We start from the raw sequence: 15,926 nt of genomic DNA, 5'->3' as shown, positions 1-15,926 counted from the left end.
GTGTATAGGATTGTGTATAGACAGGTTAGATAAAGGACGCCTATACACATGCCACTCAACGATATGCAGGTTCGCAGCGCGAAGCCTGAAGAAAAGCCCTATACACTCGGTGACGGTTTAGGATTGTCTTTACTCATTGAACCGAGCGGCAGCAAAAGCTGGCGTTTCCGCTATCGTTTTGGCGGTAAGCCCAAGATGATATCTTTCGGTCCTTATCCGCTGGTGAGTCTGGCTGAAGCACGTAAAAAGCGCGATGAGGCCCGTAAGCAGGTATTAGACGGTATTAATCCAAGCGAGCATCGCAAAGCACAGAAACTTAATCTGATGTCTGAATCAGAGAATACCTTTGAAATAATCGCGCGTGAGTGGCACTCCATGAAAAGTGCGCGTTGGTCTGCGGGGTACGCTTCTGACATCATGGAAGCCTTCAGGAATGATATTTTTCCCTATGTGGGGAAACGCGCCATCGCGGAGATAAAACCGCTAGAACTGCTTAATGTGCTACGCAAGATGGAGAAGCGCGGCGCATTAGAGAAAATGAAAAAGGTTCGCCAGCGTTGTTCCGAGGTATTCCGCTATGCAATCGCAACGGGGAGGGCAGAGATCAACCCAGCGGCGGACTTGACTAGTGTACTTACCACGCACAAAGCACAGCATTACCCATTCCTTAAAGCTGATGAGATTCCGGCGTTCATTCAGGCGGTTGAGTCCTATACCGGTAGCGTATTAGTGCAAATCGCGGCCAAACTGCTGATGTTAACCGGTGTGAGAACGATAGAACTCCGTTCAGCGGAGTGGTCAGAATTTGATCTCGAACACGCAATCTGGGAAGTTCCAGCGGAAAGAATGAAAAAGCGGCGTTCTCATCTTGTCCCTTTGTCCACACAAGCGCTATCTTTGTTAAGCCAGTTACAAACCATCAGCGGCAACTATAAATATGTGTTTCCCGGTCGGAACGATCCCAATAAGCCCATGAGCGAGGGAAGCATCAACCGTATGATAAAGCATATAGGTTATGAGGGACGGCTAACGGGGCATGGCTTCAGGCATACCATGTCCACTATCTTGCATGAACAAGGCTATGACTCTGCATGGATTGAAATGCAGTTGGCGCATGTGGATAAAAATAGTATTCGTGGAACTTATAATCATGCGCTGTATCTTGATGGGCGTGCAAAGATGTTACAATGGTATTCAGACTATTTATGGAATGTGAAATGAGTATTAACAATAAACATATCGATACTATTTTAAATGCTGTTGATGAAGATTCACTTGCGATATTTGTTGGTGCTGGCGTTTCAAAATCTTCTGAAAATGAAATGATAAAATTACCTAGTTGGGGAGATTTAATCGAAGAGTTAAAAATGGAATTAAATATCGATTATGAAGTTGATTACCTGAAAGTTGCTCAGTTATATTTTCTAGAGTTTGGGGAGAATTTATATTATAAGAAAATAAAATCATTTTTCCCTACAGATATACCTCCCTCAAAAATACATAAGTTAATTTTTGAAATTAACCCTCATGTTGTCATAACAACAAATTGGGATTGTATACTTGAAAGCGTTATTCGTGATAATGCGTATATTTATGGTTTAGTCGCAAGCGATAAAGACTTAATGAAATCTAGTTTAGATAAAAAACTAATTAAAATGCACGGAGATTTCACGAATCATAATATCGTGTTTAAAGAAGATGACTACATAAACTATGAGTATAATTTCCCATTAGTTTCAAATTATATTAAGAGTATCTTATCTACACATACTGTCTTGTTTCTTGGCTATTCTTATAATGACTTTGATATTAAGCAAATTATTAAATGGACTCAAAATCATTCAAATATAAGGCCGCCAATGTTCTTGGCAGTCTTCAAAGCAGATCCTGCTCAATCTAAATATTTGTTAAGTCATGGTATTACAACGCTAATATTAGATGATAAAACTGCGGTAGATCACTTTAATAACCATTATACAAGTCAATTATATAACTTTTTACTGTTGATTAAAAATAGAAATATTTCCAGTGTTTCACCTAGTAATATAATAAAACAAGTTCATAATAGATTGTTGCCCCTAAATACCCTGGAGGGAATTCTTGCAGAGCAGGTAGTTAAAAGTTTGACTAACTGTGGTTTGGTTTATACTAACATGGATGGTAATCCTCGTGCATTTTTGCGTTTTTATAGTGAAGAAGTTACGATGGATTTCAATGAAAGTTTAAGAAGTATTTATTTACAATTTGTGAAAATCGTGAAAGAAAATGACGAAAAAGAAAATAAAGTCATTACTAATAAATTAGAATCTGTATATGATATTTTGAAAAAGGCTGACATTAGTGGAATAATTGTAGATGAGAAAAAAGAAAGTGCGGTAGTGTTTAGTGATATTAATGACAGCGAATTAAATGACATTCATTTTGATTTTAATTATGAAAAGGAATTTGATTATACAAGGAAAGGTAGGTCATCAATCAATCTTACTTATGACCGTGTTGATCCGTATATATTTTATCAGAATGGGCATAATGAATTAGCGTACATGGCATCAGAAGATCTAATAGCTTACGATCTAAAACTTAAAAACTATGCATCACTTTTGCTTACTCTATTCAATCAAAATGTTATTCTTCATCAGTTAAAATATGGTTTCTCGACGAATGATAAATATAATGATATCGAGTCGAACAATATTCTTGATATTTTCGAAGGGTTTCCTAGAAAGATAAGGCGCTCAGCGTCGATGGTTTTAGAATTGGTCAACTTTAATTATCTGTTTAATTTTAACTATACTATTGACTCACTTTTGATAAAGGCCAAGGATAGGAAAAATAGCAATAGTTTGTTCTCTTGGGACTCTGAAGAATTCAAGCCTGAATTCTTACATATGAATTTAGTTAATTTTGTAATGAAAAATGGTTTTTTGATTGACGTATATAAAGAGTTTCGATACGCCATCAATAAATTTATACAAATAATTATCACCAAGCAAAAGAAAGAAGATTGTATAACCTTAAAAAAGGAAGAGTTATTTTCTTGTATAAAGTATATTGAAAGCAAAAAACTACGCGAGTACTTTAAAAGTAATAGGAATAAGAGTTATTTGTTGTTGGAAGTATGTGATGATGATGCTCGATGGTTAGTGGAACGTGTTTTTTTAAATTTAACTGAGTCATATGTTACTGATAGTAAATTTTACAGTAAAGGCGATGATTATATTGTTAAGCTATTATTTTTGTTTTCAAACTCAAAGGAGATTGAAAATCATAAAAGCACGGTTTATGACATGGTCATTAAGTTGCTAAACCATAACTCTAATTCCATTCAGTTAATTGACGCTATAGAAGATTTCATTACTTTGGGTTTTAACAGGCTTTTATTAGATTACAATAAAGATTTTGTAGAGAAAGTAATTAACTTGATTGTAACTAAACTCGCTGAGTGGAGAATAAATGGTTCTGAAAGAATAGCTTTTATTACAAAAGGTGTTCTAAATATTTTTTTAGTCGCTAAAGAATTAAAAATAACATATGAAGATAAAGATACCGCAAAAGCATTGGTGATGAAATTATCGAGTTTGAAAGATGATGATAGAGCTCGCTCTGTAGAAACTATTATATATGGGCTGTATTTGATTGCTAATGATACGGTAAAGGAAATACTTGTTGATTATGTTAAGTCAATTCCGTCATCAAAACTTAATCCCAATAAAAAATTGAGGTTGGGTCTTTTTTTGATGGCATCAGGAATAACTTCAATTGATACATCACTCGCTAAAGAGGCTGAAGAAGCAATGGGGCAATTTGGAAAGTATAAATATTCTACAGAAGCTCTTTCATATGAACATGTCTTGAGATATTTGGTTGAAGAAAAAGAGATGAAAGAGTACACGTCGGCACTCAATAAAATAGAAGAGATTATTAAGAAATTTGAAAATTAATAAATTTCAAATTGTTTTTGGGGTTAGCGCGCAATCCTACCCCACGGCACTCTATCCCGTCGCGCGCACCCTCTCCCCGCCTGCCCGCTCTCACTAGATCATGCACTTTCCATGCATGGTACAAATTGCTCCAGAAGCCTTGTAGCAAAGGGAAACTGGCGTTTTTGAAGCCTTCTCATGCATGCAATTCCATGCACCGTATGCATGCACGGTCAAAAAATCGCTAGCCAGAGAGAAAAGCGCGTAAAAAAGCCCGCGCAATGGCGGGCGACCTCCTGAGACTGACGGTAATGAAATTATAATCTGGCTAATTAATTCCGCAGGGCTGAGGCTGGGTAATGCTTATATTTTTTCTGCATGACCGGAGATAACGGAATATCCGGCACCGGTAAATCTTTTCGGTTCGATGGCTGAATAATTTCCTCTATCGATTCCAGTGTGCGGAAAGTTGCTGAGCATTCAATATTCCGGCATTGGTGATAGCGCTGTTTAACGTTCTCCGATAACGAGCGACTGGTTCGCGCATGGGCAGCATGGCCGCAGAACGGGCAAGACATCATGCTTTTTTGGCCCCCGAACTTTTAACGCTTCCTCTTTTTCTTTTAATTCACAGAAAAATTTCATTCTTTGTGCCGGGCTTGCCACGGGCTCAAAATAGGAATGCGGCAATGAGGGAACATTAAGCCCCAGCGATGACAATACTTCCTCGTTACTCATATCAAAGCGGTAGTTATCCGCTTTCACCCGGAGATTATTAGTAATCAAATCCATAATTACTTTTTCGGGTTTCTGATAGGCGAGACCCTGTTTAGATTCGGATGTGGTGATATCCAGCATACGCCGCTTTAACTCAATCGCCCTGATCAGGTTTGTGCTGATGCTATTTAATGCCTGATTAAATTCCCATTCAGCGTAGTCACGCAGGGCGCTTGCGTGAGCATCACAGCAATCTTTTGCTGATGCATGGCATTTCGCTTTCTGCCTGAGTTGCTCGATTTCCAACTGTGCCAGCAACCCATCATACTCCTGTGTCAGCTCGCGTTGTGCCAGCCGTTGTAGCTGCTGATTTTTCAGTTCTTCCGTCATTTCGCCACGTGCCGCAAGAAAACGTGCGCGCCAGTCGGTATCAGAAAGCTGATTTTCCGCTTCAGTGCTGGCTTTCTGTTCTTTGGCACGATTAATCGCGGTATCGATATTATCCAGTTCACCTGCGTTAACGATGTGTTCTTCTCGCATTCTCAGGTAATAGCTAGTCGCTCTTTTCAGCGTCTCTGGCAGGGTATTAACGGGCTTAGTGTCTGGTGTTGTTGTCTGGCTCATGGTCATTTCTCTGTATGGGGTGAGTGTCTGGTGGCTATTGTGCAATTCACCACACAACTCCCGCTATCTGAGCTGGTTGTGCCACTTCCCACACAAAACAATCTCGACAGCAGGCCGTTTCCCCAATTGAGAACTAACTCTTTTATAAAACTATTCACCACTCTTCACCTGAGAAAAAAGAATAGATAAATCAATAAATAAAGAGGTGAAGAGTTGATGAATAACTCTTCACCGAGTGTTCACACTGTTCACTCGGTTTTTTGAGCCTTTTTTCTGGCGAGCCGTTTTTCCCATGTTTTTTGCTATCAATATCGTAAGGATTAATAGGGATGGGCAAGGTACTTTTCTTCAACTCAGCAATATTCAGTAACTACCGATAACTATCAGAATTAACATAACTTTCCGCCTTTACTTTGTTCATTCATCACACAACAGCCCCTTGTTGCCAGCTCCGAAAATATTCACATAATAGCGAGCTACCAGAGAAATCCAGCGCCATCCGGCCAGAGCCGGGCGGACATTAACGAGGTAGCGCCACGTGTTGTCAGCCACACCCCCAACTCCTATTCCTGCTATGCCCCCGATGTCACAGCATCCGGTCAGAGAGCGCTTAATGCGTTTACCGGAAGTGCTGCACGTCACCGGCATTTCTCGCTCAACGCTGTATGAACTGAGCAGCCGCAAGGCCTTTCCCGCCCGAGTCCCACTGGGTGGGAAGAACGTCGCATGGGTTGAGTCCGAAATTCATCACTGGGTGGCCGAACGTATCGCCGCCCGTCAACAGGAGAACCACGCATGATCACCTTAACTATCGCCGGGCAGTCAGTCACACTCGATGAACGCGAAGCCCTCAGCCTGTGCGACCAACTGTTTCCCGCTATCCGTAACCCGGCCACTGTTGCCGCCTGTGAACAGCGTTTCGGCGCGTTGCTGCTGAGCATTGCACCAACGCCCGCCGCCTCTGATTCTCCCCGGCGTTACTGCGCATCCCGTGCCGGTGATGCGCTGACCAACTGCTGAGGCTGTTCATGACTGCGCAATTTATCCGTTTCCCCGGCTTGCCTGCCGGGGCTTTTTGGCGTTATAGTTTCGTCGCTGCCGCAAAATCGGCAGTCGGGCGTAGGAACCCGAGTTACTCAACGGCGACACCAGACGCGCCATGCGTCTTTTTTTACGTCGCAGCCTTAGCACACCTGCATAAAATGCGGCATGTTTTACGCCGTAACTGCATCCAGATTATGGTGGCTCAGGCGGGGCAGCCTTCGGGCTGGCCGGTGTTCGTTGAGGCCGGTATTCCTACCCCCGTCTGGGCTACCACCCATGAGTGTAGGAACTCCGGTGGTAGCAGCTTTCGCTACTCAACGGAGACTGCCATATGGCTACGACCCCCACCCCGTCACACCCGCAATTTACCTTTCTGTTTCTGGCCGTGCGCCGCGCCGAATTACGCGCCTTGCCGCACCGTGAAGCCGTTATCGCCCCGGATGAAATCAGCGCCCGCCGTCTGCTGGCGCGTGACTATGTGCTGTCGTTTGCTGGCCGTCTGCCGCTGCGGGGTACGCACCATGTTTGATGACACGCCCCTGACCCCGGAAGAGCTGACCGACCAGTGCCGCGCCTTAACCCATGCCGTGATTGAACTGGATAACCCGATGGCAAAAGAGGTGCTGTTGTTTGTGCTGGCCGAACGGCTGGAAGCACTCTCGGCCACGCTGGATACACCCGACGCGCTCGGCGACCTGAGCGATGTTGACTACACCGACACCACACTGCATTAAGGGGCAACGCATGGCACACCTTACCGTGACACAGACTGTGAAACGCGCCAGCGGCCACTGGCCGCAACTGCTCCCGGCTGTGGGTATTCGCATTGATGCCACCGGGCAGCATACCGCCTGCCCGATGTGCGAGGGCAAAGACCGTTTCCGTTTCGATAACAAAGAAGGGCGTGGCACATGGATTTGTAACCAGTGCGGCGCGGGTGACGGCCTGAATCTGGTTGAGAAAGCCCTGAACCTGACGCCGACAGAAGCCGCCCTGAAAGTGGGCGCATGGCTGGGCGACCAGCCGGACAGCCCGGCAGCATCAACATCTGATGACGCAGACAGCGAGGCCGCCCGGCAACGGGCGGCGGTTCAGGCACAGGCAAAACTGAAAGAGGCGGTGACACAACCCGGCAATGCGTATCTCTGCGCCAAAGGCTGGCCAGATATCGCTGTACCCACCCTACAGGGTAAGCCGCTGCGCGTGGGCGGTATCACCTATCAGCCCGGCGATGTACTGGTGCCGCTGACCACACCGGACGGTGAAGTGGTCAATCTCCAGCTTATTAACGCACAGGGCGACAAGCGCACGCTGAAAGGCGGGCAGGTCAAGGGCACCTTTCACTGTTTCAGCGGCAAACAGGCCAGCGTTATCTGGCTGGCCGAGGGCTACGCCACCGGCTTAACGCTGCATCAGTTAACCGGTGATGCGGTGTATGTCGCGCTCAGTGCTAACAACCTGCCATCCCTTGCCCGTGAGCTGAAAACCCGCTACCCGGCGGTCACGCTGCTGATAGCGGCTGACCGGGACGAGAACGGCACCGGGCAGACCAAAGCGGAACAGGCCGCCGCTGCCGTCAATGGCCGTGTCGCGCTGCCGCCGGTGTTTGGTGACTGGAATGATGTTTATCTTACTGAAGGCGCTGACGCTACCCGGCAGCACCTGAATGCGTTTACCCAACCAGAGCCAGTCAGCCCGTTTGAGTCGCTGGGCGAGGCCGAATTCAAAGCCATGAGCGCCAGCGAGAAAGCGGAGAAGATACGTGAACACTACCGCGACACGCTGGCAATTGACGCGTTCGGGGAAACGTTCTTCCAGTACCAGAACGGCGCATGGAAAGTCCTGCCTCACCGTCTGTTAAGCCGCGATATCGCCGCGCTGTTTCAGAAGATACAGGCACCCTTTACCGCAGCGGGTATAGACAGTGTGATAAACACGCTGAAACTGATTGTTCCGATGCAGGAAGCCTCCCAGCGCCGGTTAATCGGTTTTCGTAACGGCGTGTTTGATACTGTCAGCGGGGAATTTAAACCTCATCGCCGGGAGCACTGGTTGCATACCGTGAATGACGTGGATTACACCCCGTTTAAGGCCGGGGAAAACCTTGCCGACAACGCGCCGCACTTCTGGCGCTGGCTGACCCGAGCAGCCGGAAACCACCCTGATAAACAGGAGCGCATTCTGGCCGCGCTGTTTATGGTGCTGGCGAACTGCTACGACTGGCAACTGTTCCTTGAAGTCACCGGCCCCGGAGGCAGCGGCAAAAGTATTCTGGCGGAAATCGCCATCATGCTGGCCGGGGACGATAACGCCACGGCGGCGACCATCAACACCATTGAATCATCCCGTGAGCGCTCGTCGATTATTGGCTTCTCACTCATCGTACTGCCGGATCAAGAGAAATGGAGCGGTGACGGTGCCGGTATCAAGGCCATTACCGGCGGCGATGCGGTGATGGTTGACCCAAAATACCGTGACGCCTATTCCACCCGGATTCCAGCGGTGATTCTGGCCGTCAACAACTCGCCGATGCGTTTTAGCGACCGTAGCGGCGGCGTATCGCGTCGCCGGGTGATTATCCACTTCGGCGAAACTATCCCGGCCAGCGAACGCGACCCCAAGCTGAAAGAGAAAATCCGCACAGAGCTGGCGGTGATAGTGCGTCACCTGATGAAACGTTTTGCCGACCCGAACGACGCCCGGACGCTGTTACAGGCACAGCAACACTCCGCTGAGGCGCTGGAAATCAAACGACAGGCTGACCCGCTGGTTGATTTTTGCGGCTACCTGCTGGCACACAGTGACACCACCGGGCTGTATATGGGCAACGCCAACATTACGCCCCGTAACCCGCGTAAATACCTGTACCACGCTTACCTGTCCTTTATGGAGTCGCACGGCCACCAGAAGCCCATCAGCCTGACGGCCTTCGGTAAGGTGCTGCCTAACATGATGTCGGAATACGGGCAGACGTACCTCAAAGGCAGAACCAATCAGGGCATACAGACCAATCTTGAACTGAAAGACGAATCCGACGCCGACTGGCTGCCCAAGTGTGAGATAGCGAGGTAGGCACCAGAAACGACAAAACCGGCTCCGGCCGGTTTTTTACGTCAAAATATCTTGAACGGTGATGAGTGGCTCATCATCTGCGTCATTGCATCTTACTTGACCATCTCCAACAAAAAAACGGGCGCAAATCACCTACTGTATTGACAGGCAGCCTTGAGCGAACAGCGGACATTGGCTTTAAAGGAACCTAAACAAAATTTAACATAAACTCTCCATAAGCGAATGATCCTTTTTAACGAGACACTTACAGTAGCGGCCAAGGATAAGTTTTCGAATATCAAGAATGTGAGCCGTGATGATATGCTGGCCGCTCACCGGGTTCCGCCGCCAATGATGAGGATAATTCCAAACAATACGGACGGATTTAGTAAGGTTGAAAATAGCAGTCTCATTTTGTGATCAACGAACTAACACCAATTCAGGCGCGTATGAAAGAAATAAATGGTTAGCTCATGAAATGCTAATTCTTAGACTATATAATTATTAATTAATGCAAAGAAAGCTAAAGCTCTTGAACCTTAGCTTTTCATTTTCACTCAACTCAACTAAATTATTTAGCCAAGTAAACTCCGTGTTTTATCTATTAATGCCGATGTAAATCTAGACCTTTTTAATTGATCATCCGTCACTTCGCCATTACTTTCATTAACTACCGTGTCTATAATCTCGTGACATTTAGAAAAATTTGTAATGTAAGCATCATTTTCAAAACTTTTAATTATTTTATCGCAATAAGTATTAATTTTTTTGGAATTTAGCTCGACTTTTTCAACTTTACCATGAACCACCCAAGGGTACAGCATTGCGATATGCCAACGATATTTGTTGTATCTTTGTGCGTTTTCTCTTCTACCGTTAATCATTGTGTTGTATTTATAACATATATAAACAGAAGTGAAGTAAGCGCACTCATTGTCTGAAGGGTTAAATATAACATCTTCGTTTTTATCAGATGTTTGTTGGTCTGCCGCTTGTTGGTCTGGAACTTTTTGGCCTGATGATTTTTGATTCAAAACTTTCTTCACATACCTTGCGGCATTGTGAGGATTAGCCTTAAATACAGATATAAAACACCTAGCCAATTCTTTGATATCGTAAATCCTAGTTGATTGAATTTCGTGGCCGCGATATTCATTTTCTCTACGTTCAAAATAAAGGCTTTCTAACTTATCATCCTTACGTTTCAAATCAAAGAACTTTTGTACCATCCTGGCTTTTTCTTTAAGTGCTAAAAAAGCTTCCCCCTCAATAGCAGACTGACTATTAGTAGCTTCAATGATTCTGCTAGCAACATCAGTATCTTGAGACTCAATAAATTTCACAATTAATCTTACATCATCATTGATTGCATTATAGTGATGATGCAATGTATTAGTCGTTTGGCAGCCATTTATTATCTGGTAGTTAGTAAGATTTATTACTTTAGTATTAGGCTGGATGGATAATTCTGGAGAGATAATTGTAACCCCGTTATTTAAAACTGGGAATTGTTTCGATTTTATTTCAGTATCTAGTATTGTTCCTGATATTTTTTTATTTACCTTATTCTCATCACCAAGAAAAGCCCTGATATTTTCTTCAAAAACAGACTCTTTAATTTTTCCGTCTTCATCCATAGCTATTTTTTCAATGAAGTGTTTTGCTTTAACAGTCGCAATATATGATTGAGGAATACCGGGCATGGATTCAATGCCGATATAATCAATTAACTGTAGTTCTGCTTCATTTTTCTCAGTGATTGATATCCATAAGTCCATCAACTCCTTTCTGCCCAGTGGTTTTACTTCCACCTTGCTGAAATAGTCAGTCCCAATGCAAAAGCGTTGGATAATATCGAACGTAGCTTCGATTTCTTTCTCTGCATTATATGTCCCGCTAGTACAAAAATTTATCGTCAGAGAAGGTTTTTTATTATGAATTTTTTTGACATTTTTAAAGATTAATTTAAGAATTTCTATTGCTTGAGTGTTATAAATGCCATTTGGAAGTTTTGGGTCTAAACTTAGAAAGTCTTCTATGCCTAATTTAAAATTTGATATATCATTCTTTAAGAAGCTTTCCCCTGATTTTGCTTGAGTAAGAATTATTTCAACTGGCAATGATGTTTTATATGTATTAAATGCCGCCTCAGCATCGTCAATATTATATATCAATTCTCCATCAACTATAAAAATCACACCATCTAATGAGGCGTCATCTTCTTGTGTGGTGATATCGACTGGATTGAATCTACCTAAATATTTTTTTGAGGCTATGACATAATTACAAAAATATTCAAATAGATTCGACTCTTCAGCTTCAATTTCAAATTGAGTAGAAAGATCTTGAACATACTGTTGAAGAACTGCGTGCATAGTTATAGCTCCTTGCTCAGATTGATAATTTTTTATGAATTCTACACTAAAACTAGTTAAAAATAATTAAATTAGATACTGATTAGTTTCCTCATAATAACGTAGGCTTATCAACATATAATTGAAATGCAGACCTAAATTAGGCGCATCGACTTGCTAGATTATAACTGTTACCACATTACTTATTCAAAAACCTGAGAGCTATTGCATTCTACTACAGGTTATATCTAACACATCATAGTCACCCAGCCGCCGTTAGCAAACATAACAAGCATTCACAATGCCAGACCAAGGGCCTTTCCAGATTGTATGGTCCGCCTTTGGCACTTAGCTGCCGATCAACTCAGTAGGAAGCCGCCCTTCATATTCTGTTGGAAATTTCCAAGCGAAGTGCAAACAGGTAGTCAAGTGAATGCAAATATCCAATCCCCATGAATCTATTGATTAGTAGAAATAAAAAACATGGTGAAGAAAGTGCACTGTTTTGTGCAAAATCTTTTTATTGTGGCATCACGTTTATACCATGATGTTGCTGCTTTTTTGATTAAGTGCTAAATTCAGTATCAAATATCATACTTAAAAGAGGCTGATTATGTCCGTACAACCTATTCTTGCTAATGCTGCTGTGAGTATTAGCGACTTTAAAAAATCTCCCAATGCCGCGCTTAAAGAAGCTAACGGCGAGCCTGTAGCGGTGCTCACTAATGGTCGTATCTCTGGCTATTATGTTTCCCCCGAAACATGGGAGGCGCTGGCCGACTATCAGGAAGATATCGAACTTGCCAAAATAGCCCGTTCCCGGATGAAGGGGAAACGTGTGAAGGTCGATCTGGATGAGTTATAAGCTGGAGTTTGAAGAGCATGCGCTGAAAGAATTTAAGAAGTTGGGTGCGCCCGTGCGGGAGCAGTTCACCAAAAAACTGAAAGAGGTTTTACAAAATCCCCACGTTCCCGCCAACCGACTTCATGGAATGGCCGACTGCTACAAAATCAAACTTCGTTCCGCTGGCTATCGTCTAGTGTATCAAGTGCTCGAGCATGAGATCGTGGTACTGGTTTTAGCTGTGGGCAAACGGGAACGCTCAGAGGTTTATAAAGCAGCGAAAGACCGATTATAAGATCGGGCTCGACTATCTTGTTGTGCGACATACCTATCATCAAGGTGATGAGTAACTCGTCACCTGTTCACCAACTCATCATCCTTTAATACATTGATTAATAAAAATAAAAACCCGTAGTGAAGAGAGTGAACAGTTTTGTGAAAAATCTTTTCATTGGGCGGTATTGTGTATATTACACAGCGAAGTTTTGCGTTTGCTTTTTGTGGCTCAACCGCCGATATGTATAGGTATGTGTATAAATGAAATTTTCATAACAAAAAATAACTAATAAAAACAATGGGATGACTGGATTGGTTAGACTCCTATTATCGGCCGCTGGCGATAAAATCTCGCTTCAGCAGATTTTCAGACACGGGCAGGCCGTGCTCCCGGTAGCTGACCGGACTGAACTTTCGCGCGGCTTTTGCCCGCAGCCCCTGACGGCGCAGACTGGCAGCAATGGTTTTCACGTTATAGTCCGGTAGCTCATCAGCCAGTCGTGGGGCACCATACCACTGTCTGGCATGATTGAATGCCTTGCTGACGGCAGCATCGCAGACAAGTCGGAACCGCTGACGCGAGTTGACCTGATGACGGCGAGACCGCCAGACATACCAACCGCTGCGCGCGACTCTGAGCACCCGACACATGGTTTTGATACTGAACTCAGCCTGATGTTTTTCGATAAAGACATACTTCATTTCAGGCGCTTTGCAAAGTATGTCGCGGCCTTTTGGAGAATGGCCAGCTCCTCGTCCCGCTCCGCCAGTTGGCGCTTGAGGCGGGCAATCTCTGCTGCCTGTGCACTTTCTCGCTCAGAGGACGTTGTCTGGCTCTGCTGCTTGCTACGCCAGTTATAAAGCTGGGATTCGTACAGACTGAGTTCACGAGCAGCGGCAGCCACACCGATACGCTCTGCAAGCTTCAGGGCTTCGTTGCGAAATTCAGGCGTATGTTGCTTACGTGGTTTTTTACTGGTTGATACGGCTTTTGTCATGTGAGCTACCTCTGGTAGAGAGTTTACTCACTTAGAGCCTATCCCAATAGGATTTTATTCCAGACAATAATGCCGCAGGAAAAATGCAGCATCGCCTCATCGTTTTCGACTTTTTTCTCCCAACGAGTCAGAAGCCGACGGAAGCGGTTCATCCAGCTGTGCGTCCTCTCCACTACCCACCGACGGGCTTTGTCATTCATATTCTCTTTGCTCGCATCGGATTCTTCTTTACGCGACTGGATATGCGGTTCATAACGCCGATTTTTCAGTTCACTTTCCAGCCATTCCGCGTCATACCCCTTATCCAGACAGATATTCAGCCTTCTGCCCGGCCTCCCCGTCTGAAGCGCATCAAGGGTCTCTGTGACTAACCTGATATCGTGAGTATTTGCCCCTGCGACAACCACTGAGAGCGGCAGCCCGTTCGCATCGGTCATCAGGCTACGCTTTACCCCCTGTTTCCCCCGGTCCGTGGGGTTCCGGCCTGTTTTTTTGAGCCTGCCAGCGGGGATTTTGTCATACAGCCGTCCATCGACAACCATGACCAGTCGATGGCTTTCAGTTGCTCGCTGGTCATCAATCCGCTCTGCCAGAAACGCTCAAAAACCCCCGCTGCGCGCCATTCCTGAAAGCGGCGGTGTACAGAACTTGATGAACAGATCCCCGTTTAATTCAGTGCGTTCCATTGGCATCCGGTGCGAAGAACAAAGAAAATGGCGTCCATAGCCACTCGGTCATCAACCCGTTTTCGGTGCGTTCCCAGTGGATGGTTAGTTTTATGTTCAGGAATAAGCGGCGCTATTTTTTCCCAGAGTTCATCACTAATCCGCCACTTGCTGCCAGTCATGCAATGTCCTCAAAAATTCTCAGTTACTGATATTTTAACAATTCCTATTGGGATAGGCTCTTAATTATTTTATTGTTTTTTATGATCGATGAGAATTATTAGCGGTGTAAATAAAAATACTGAATATGTTATTCAGTATTTTTTTTGTGCGCGTACAAGGGTTTTATTTTATTGTTTCTACGTTGTAATAATGTGGTTAATTTTCTTCTTTAAATTAATGTAAGTTAATGAGGTTATTTTGGATATAATGAACAATGAATTGGTTTCATCGCTAATATTAAGTGAGTTGATCCAATACCGACGTAGATTTACCCATTCAACGAAGCCGATTAGTGAAGAAGAGTCTCAGGTGACTCAGGTTCAATTACCCAGAATTCGTGCTTTTGTTGAAGAGGGGCGTCGTATTGAACTTATTCTGCCAGCGTTTCCCGTTAAATCTCCTAGCCCCTATAAAGTGCTGGGCAGAATGCCAGATATGGCGGAACGTTTGTCCCTGACCTTCCTTAATTCGTTATGCCAGCGTATTCAGCTTTATTATCCGCCCGGCGCGCATATCCGTATTTGCTCGGATGGGCATGTATTTGGCGATCTGATTGGAACCAGTGACGAAACGATTAACATCTATCAGGATGAGATTGAAAATTTGCTGCATGAACTGGGGGCCGTTCATCTCAGCGTCTTTAACCTTAAAGACGTAGAGAATATGGCATCACTTACTGCTGATTATGATCATCTTCGCCAGCGCCTGGTTGAGGATTACGCCGAGTCAGAAGAGGACATCAAGGTGCAGCTCATGCAGAGCGAAGAAGGGTTACAGCTTTATCGTTCAATAACCCGCTTTCTCTATGAGGATAGTCTGCGGCCTGACTATACCGGATCTAACGCGGCGTTACAGAAGGATGCCAAAAAACGTGCATGCGGCGTGATTCAACGCAGTTGGGCGTGGGGCAACCTGCTTGCTGAGCAATTCCCTGATGCCATCCGTTTGTCTATTCACCCTCAGCCTTCGGACAGCCTGAAGCTGGGTATTCATATGATGCCTACCAAGGATGATTGGCTGACGCCCTGGCATGGTGTTGCCGCCAATGTGAATGGGCAATTTGTGCTGATGAAGAATGTTGAAGCACAGCAGTTGGAGGGTGAGGTTGTGGAGATTCGCGGTACGCCTAGCCATTACTTAGTTAATCAGCCTGATATGGCATGAACGTTATCGTTCACTGAGACGCCGATATTGTCATCTTATAAAGGAAT

14 protein-coding genes and 4 pseudogenes are annotated in these 15,926 nt (G+C 44.6%); 12 read left to right on the top strand and 6 right to left on the bottom strand.

Annotation, left to right across the window (positions count from 1 at the left end):
* Positions 1 to 48 precede the first annotated feature (48 nt).
* Both NAL19_RS16485 and NAL19_RS16480 read left to right on the top strand, forming a co-directional pair.
* Positions 49 to 1,221 carry a tyrosine-type recombinase/integrase gene (locus NAL19_RS16485; RefSeq protein ID WP_263057905.1) on the top strand — a complete coding sequence of 391 codons (1,173 nt, stop codon included), beginning with the start codon at positions 49 to 51 and terminating at the stop codon, positions 1,219 to 1,221.
* Positions 1,218 to 3,941 (top strand): SIR2 family protein, encoded by a 2,724-nt coding sequence (locus NAL19_RS16480; RefSeq protein WP_263057904.1) that lies wholly within the window; start codon positions 1,218 to 1,220, stop codon positions 3,939 to 3,941. The genes NAL19_RS16485 and NAL19_RS16480 overlap by 4 nt, the downstream gene beginning before the upstream one ends.
* 311 nt (positions 3,942 to 4,252) lie before the next feature.
* On the opposite strand, the gene NAL19_RS16475 is transcribed toward NAL19_RS16480, so the two are convergent.
* The 3 genes from NAL19_RS16475 to NAL19_RS16465 form a co-directional block, all read right to left on the bottom strand.
* Complete coding sequence (locus NAL19_RS16475; protein WP_072037848.1) at positions 4,253 to 4,501, bottom strand: ogr/Delta-like zinc finger family protein; 249 nt, start codon at positions 4,499 to 4,501, stop codon at positions 4,253 to 4,255.
* Positions 4,431 to 5,261 (bottom strand): capsid size determination protein, encoded by an 831-nt coding sequence (locus NAL19_RS16470; RefSeq protein WP_263057903.1) that lies wholly within the window; start codon positions 5,259 to 5,261, stop codon positions 4,431 to 4,433. The genes NAL19_RS16475 and NAL19_RS16470 overlap by 71 nt, the downstream gene beginning before the upstream one ends.
* A 417-nt stretch (positions 5,262 to 5,678) precedes the next feature.
* Positions 5,679 to 5,813 carry a hypothetical protein gene (locus NAL19_RS16465; RefSeq protein WP_263057902.1) on the bottom strand — a complete coding sequence of 45 codons (135 nt, stop codon included), beginning with the start codon at positions 5,811 to 5,813 and terminating at the stop codon, positions 5,679 to 5,681.
* Between NAL19_RS16465 and NAL19_RS16460 the strand changes: the two genes are divergently transcribed.
* From NAL19_RS16460 to NAL19_RS16430, 7 genes and pseudogenes are all read left to right on the top strand, one after another.
* Positions 5,800 to 6,060, top strand: a complete 261-nt coding sequence (locus tag NAL19_RS16460; protein WP_039508741.1) for a helix-turn-helix transcriptional regulator — start codon at positions 5,800 to 5,802, stop codon at positions 6,058 to 6,060. The two genes, NAL19_RS16465 and NAL19_RS16460, sit on opposite strands and share 14 nt — an antisense overlap.
* Positions 6,057 to 6,281, top strand: a complete 225-nt coding sequence (locus NAL19_RS16455; protein ID WP_039508739.1) for a hypothetical protein — start codon at positions 6,057 to 6,059, stop codon at positions 6,279 to 6,281. Before NAL19_RS16460 ends, NAL19_RS16455 begins: the two co-directional genes overlap by 4 nt.
* Positions 6,282 to 6,289: 8 nt before the next feature.
* Positions 6,290 to 6,589: pseudogene (locus NAL19_RS16450) on the top strand (ash family protein); the annotation flags it as partial.
* 47 nt (positions 6,590 to 6,636) lie between these two features.
* Positions 6,637 to 6,834: a host cell division inhibitor Icd-like protein gene (locus NAL19_RS16445; protein WP_039508738.1), complete on the top strand. Its 198-nt coding sequence runs from the start codon at positions 6,637 to 6,639 to the stop codon at positions 6,832 to 6,834.
* Positions 6,827 to 7,039, top strand: coding sequence for a hypothetical protein (locus NAL19_RS16440; protein ID WP_039508802.1), 213 nt, complete (start codon positions 6,827 to 6,829; stop codon positions 7,037 to 7,039). Before NAL19_RS16445 ends, NAL19_RS16440 begins: the two co-directional genes overlap by 8 nt.
* 10 nt (positions 7,040 to 7,049) lie before the next feature.
* Entirely contained in the window at positions 7,050 to 9,377 is a 2,328-nt protein-coding gene (locus tag NAL19_RS16435; RefSeq protein ID WP_263057901.1) for a phage/plasmid primase, P4 family, read from the top strand.
* 249 nt (positions 9,378 to 9,626) lie between these two features.
* Positions 9,627 to 9,826, top strand: a pseudogene (locus NAL19_RS16430) (capsid portal protein); the annotation flags it as partial.
* 105 nt (positions 9,827 to 9,931) lie between these two features.
* On the opposite strand, the gene NAL19_RS16425 reads toward NAL19_RS16430, so the two are convergent.
* Positions 9,932 to 11,731, bottom strand: a complete 1,800-nt coding sequence (locus NAL19_RS16425; RefSeq protein WP_263057900.1) for an AIPR family protein — start codon at positions 11,729 to 11,731, stop codon at positions 9,932 to 9,934.
* Positions 11,732 to 12,323: 592 nt separating this feature from the next.
* On the opposite strand from NAL19_RS16425, the gene NAL19_RS16420 reads away from it, so the two are divergent.
* Positions 12,324 to 12,575, top strand: a complete 252-nt coding sequence (locus tag NAL19_RS16420) for a type II toxin-antitoxin system Phd/YefM family antitoxin (RefSeq protein WP_005973616.1) — start codon at positions 12,324 to 12,326, stop codon at positions 12,573 to 12,575.
* Positions 12,565 to 12,849, top strand: a complete 285-nt coding sequence (locus NAL19_RS16415; protein ID WP_039534786.1) for a type II toxin-antitoxin system RelE family toxin — start codon at positions 12,565 to 12,567, stop codon at positions 12,847 to 12,849. The genes NAL19_RS16420 and NAL19_RS16415 overlap by 11 nt, the downstream gene beginning before the upstream one ends.
* A 314-nt stretch (positions 12,850 to 13,163) precedes the next feature.
* On the opposite strand, the pseudogene NAL19_RS16410 reads toward NAL19_RS16415, so the two are convergent.
* Both NAL19_RS16410 and NAL19_RS16405 read right to left on the bottom strand, forming a co-directional pair.
* Positions 13,164 to 13,828: pseudogene (locus NAL19_RS16410) on the bottom strand (transposase); the annotation flags it as partial.
* 38 nt (positions 13,829 to 13,866) lie between these two features.
* Positions 13,867 to 14,675: pseudogene (locus NAL19_RS16405) on the bottom strand (IS5 family transposase).
* 238 nt (positions 14,676 to 14,913) lie between these two features.
* On the opposite strand from NAL19_RS16405, the gene pvcA reads away from it, so the two are divergent.
* Positions 14,914 to 15,879, top strand: coding sequence for an L-tyrosine isonitrile synthase (pvcA, locus tag NAL19_RS16400; RefSeq protein ID WP_317630290.1), 966 nt, complete (start codon positions 14,914 to 14,916; stop codon positions 15,877 to 15,879).
* Positions 15,880 to 15,926: the final 47 nt, after the last annotated feature.

Source organism: Pectobacterium sp. F1-1, from assembly GCF_025643735.1.
GTDB classification, from domain to species: domain Bacteria; phylum Pseudomonadota; class Gammaproteobacteria; order Enterobacterales; family Enterobacteriaceae; genus Pectobacterium; species Pectobacterium colocasium.
The sequence above is the reverse complement of the archived record's forward strand: the minus strand, read 5'-3'. Positions and strand labels throughout refer to the sequence as shown.

Bases quoted from the DNA above. Each gene is read 5' to 3' on its own strand.
- NAL19_RS16485 (WP_263057905.1), top strand. From the start codon at position 49: ATGCCACTCAACGATATGCAGGTTCGCAGCGCGAAGCCTGAAGAAAAG.
- NAL19_RS16480 (WP_263057904.1), top strand. From the start codon at position 1,218: ATGAGTATTAACAATAAACATATCGATACTATTTTAAATGCTGTTGAT.
- NAL19_RS16475 (WP_072037848.1), bottom strand. From the start codon at position 4,501: ATGATGTCTTGCCCGTTCTGCGGCCATGCTGCCCATGCGCGAACCAGT.
- NAL19_RS16470 (WP_263057903.1), bottom strand. From the start codon at position 5,261: ATGAGCCAGACAACAACACCAGACACTAAGCCCGTTAATACCCTGCCA.
- NAL19_RS16455 (WP_039508739.1), top strand. From the start codon at position 6,057: ATGATCACCTTAACTATCGCCGGGCAGTCAGTCACACTCGATGAACGC.
- NAL19_RS16445 (WP_039508738.1), top strand. From the start codon at position 6,637: ATGGCTACGACCCCCACCCCGTCACACCCGCAATTTACCTTTCTGTTT.
- NAL19_RS16440 (WP_039508802.1), top strand. From the start codon at position 6,827: ATGTTTGATGACACGCCCCTGACCCCGGAAGAGCTGACCGACCAGTGC.
- NAL19_RS16435 (WP_263057901.1), top strand. From the start codon at position 7,050: ATGGCACACCTTACCGTGACACAGACTGTGAAACGCGCCAGCGGCCAC.
- NAL19_RS16425 (WP_263057900.1), bottom strand. From the start codon at position 11,731: ATGCACGCAGTTCTTCAACAGTATGTTCAAGATCTTTCTACTCAATTT.
- NAL19_RS16420 (WP_005973616.1), top strand. From the start codon at position 12,324: ATGTCCGTACAACCTATTCTTGCTAATGCTGCTGTGAGTATTAGCGAC.
- NAL19_RS16415 (WP_039534786.1), top strand. From the start codon at position 12,565: ATGAGTTATAAGCTGGAGTTTGAAGAGCATGCGCTGAAAGAATTTAAG.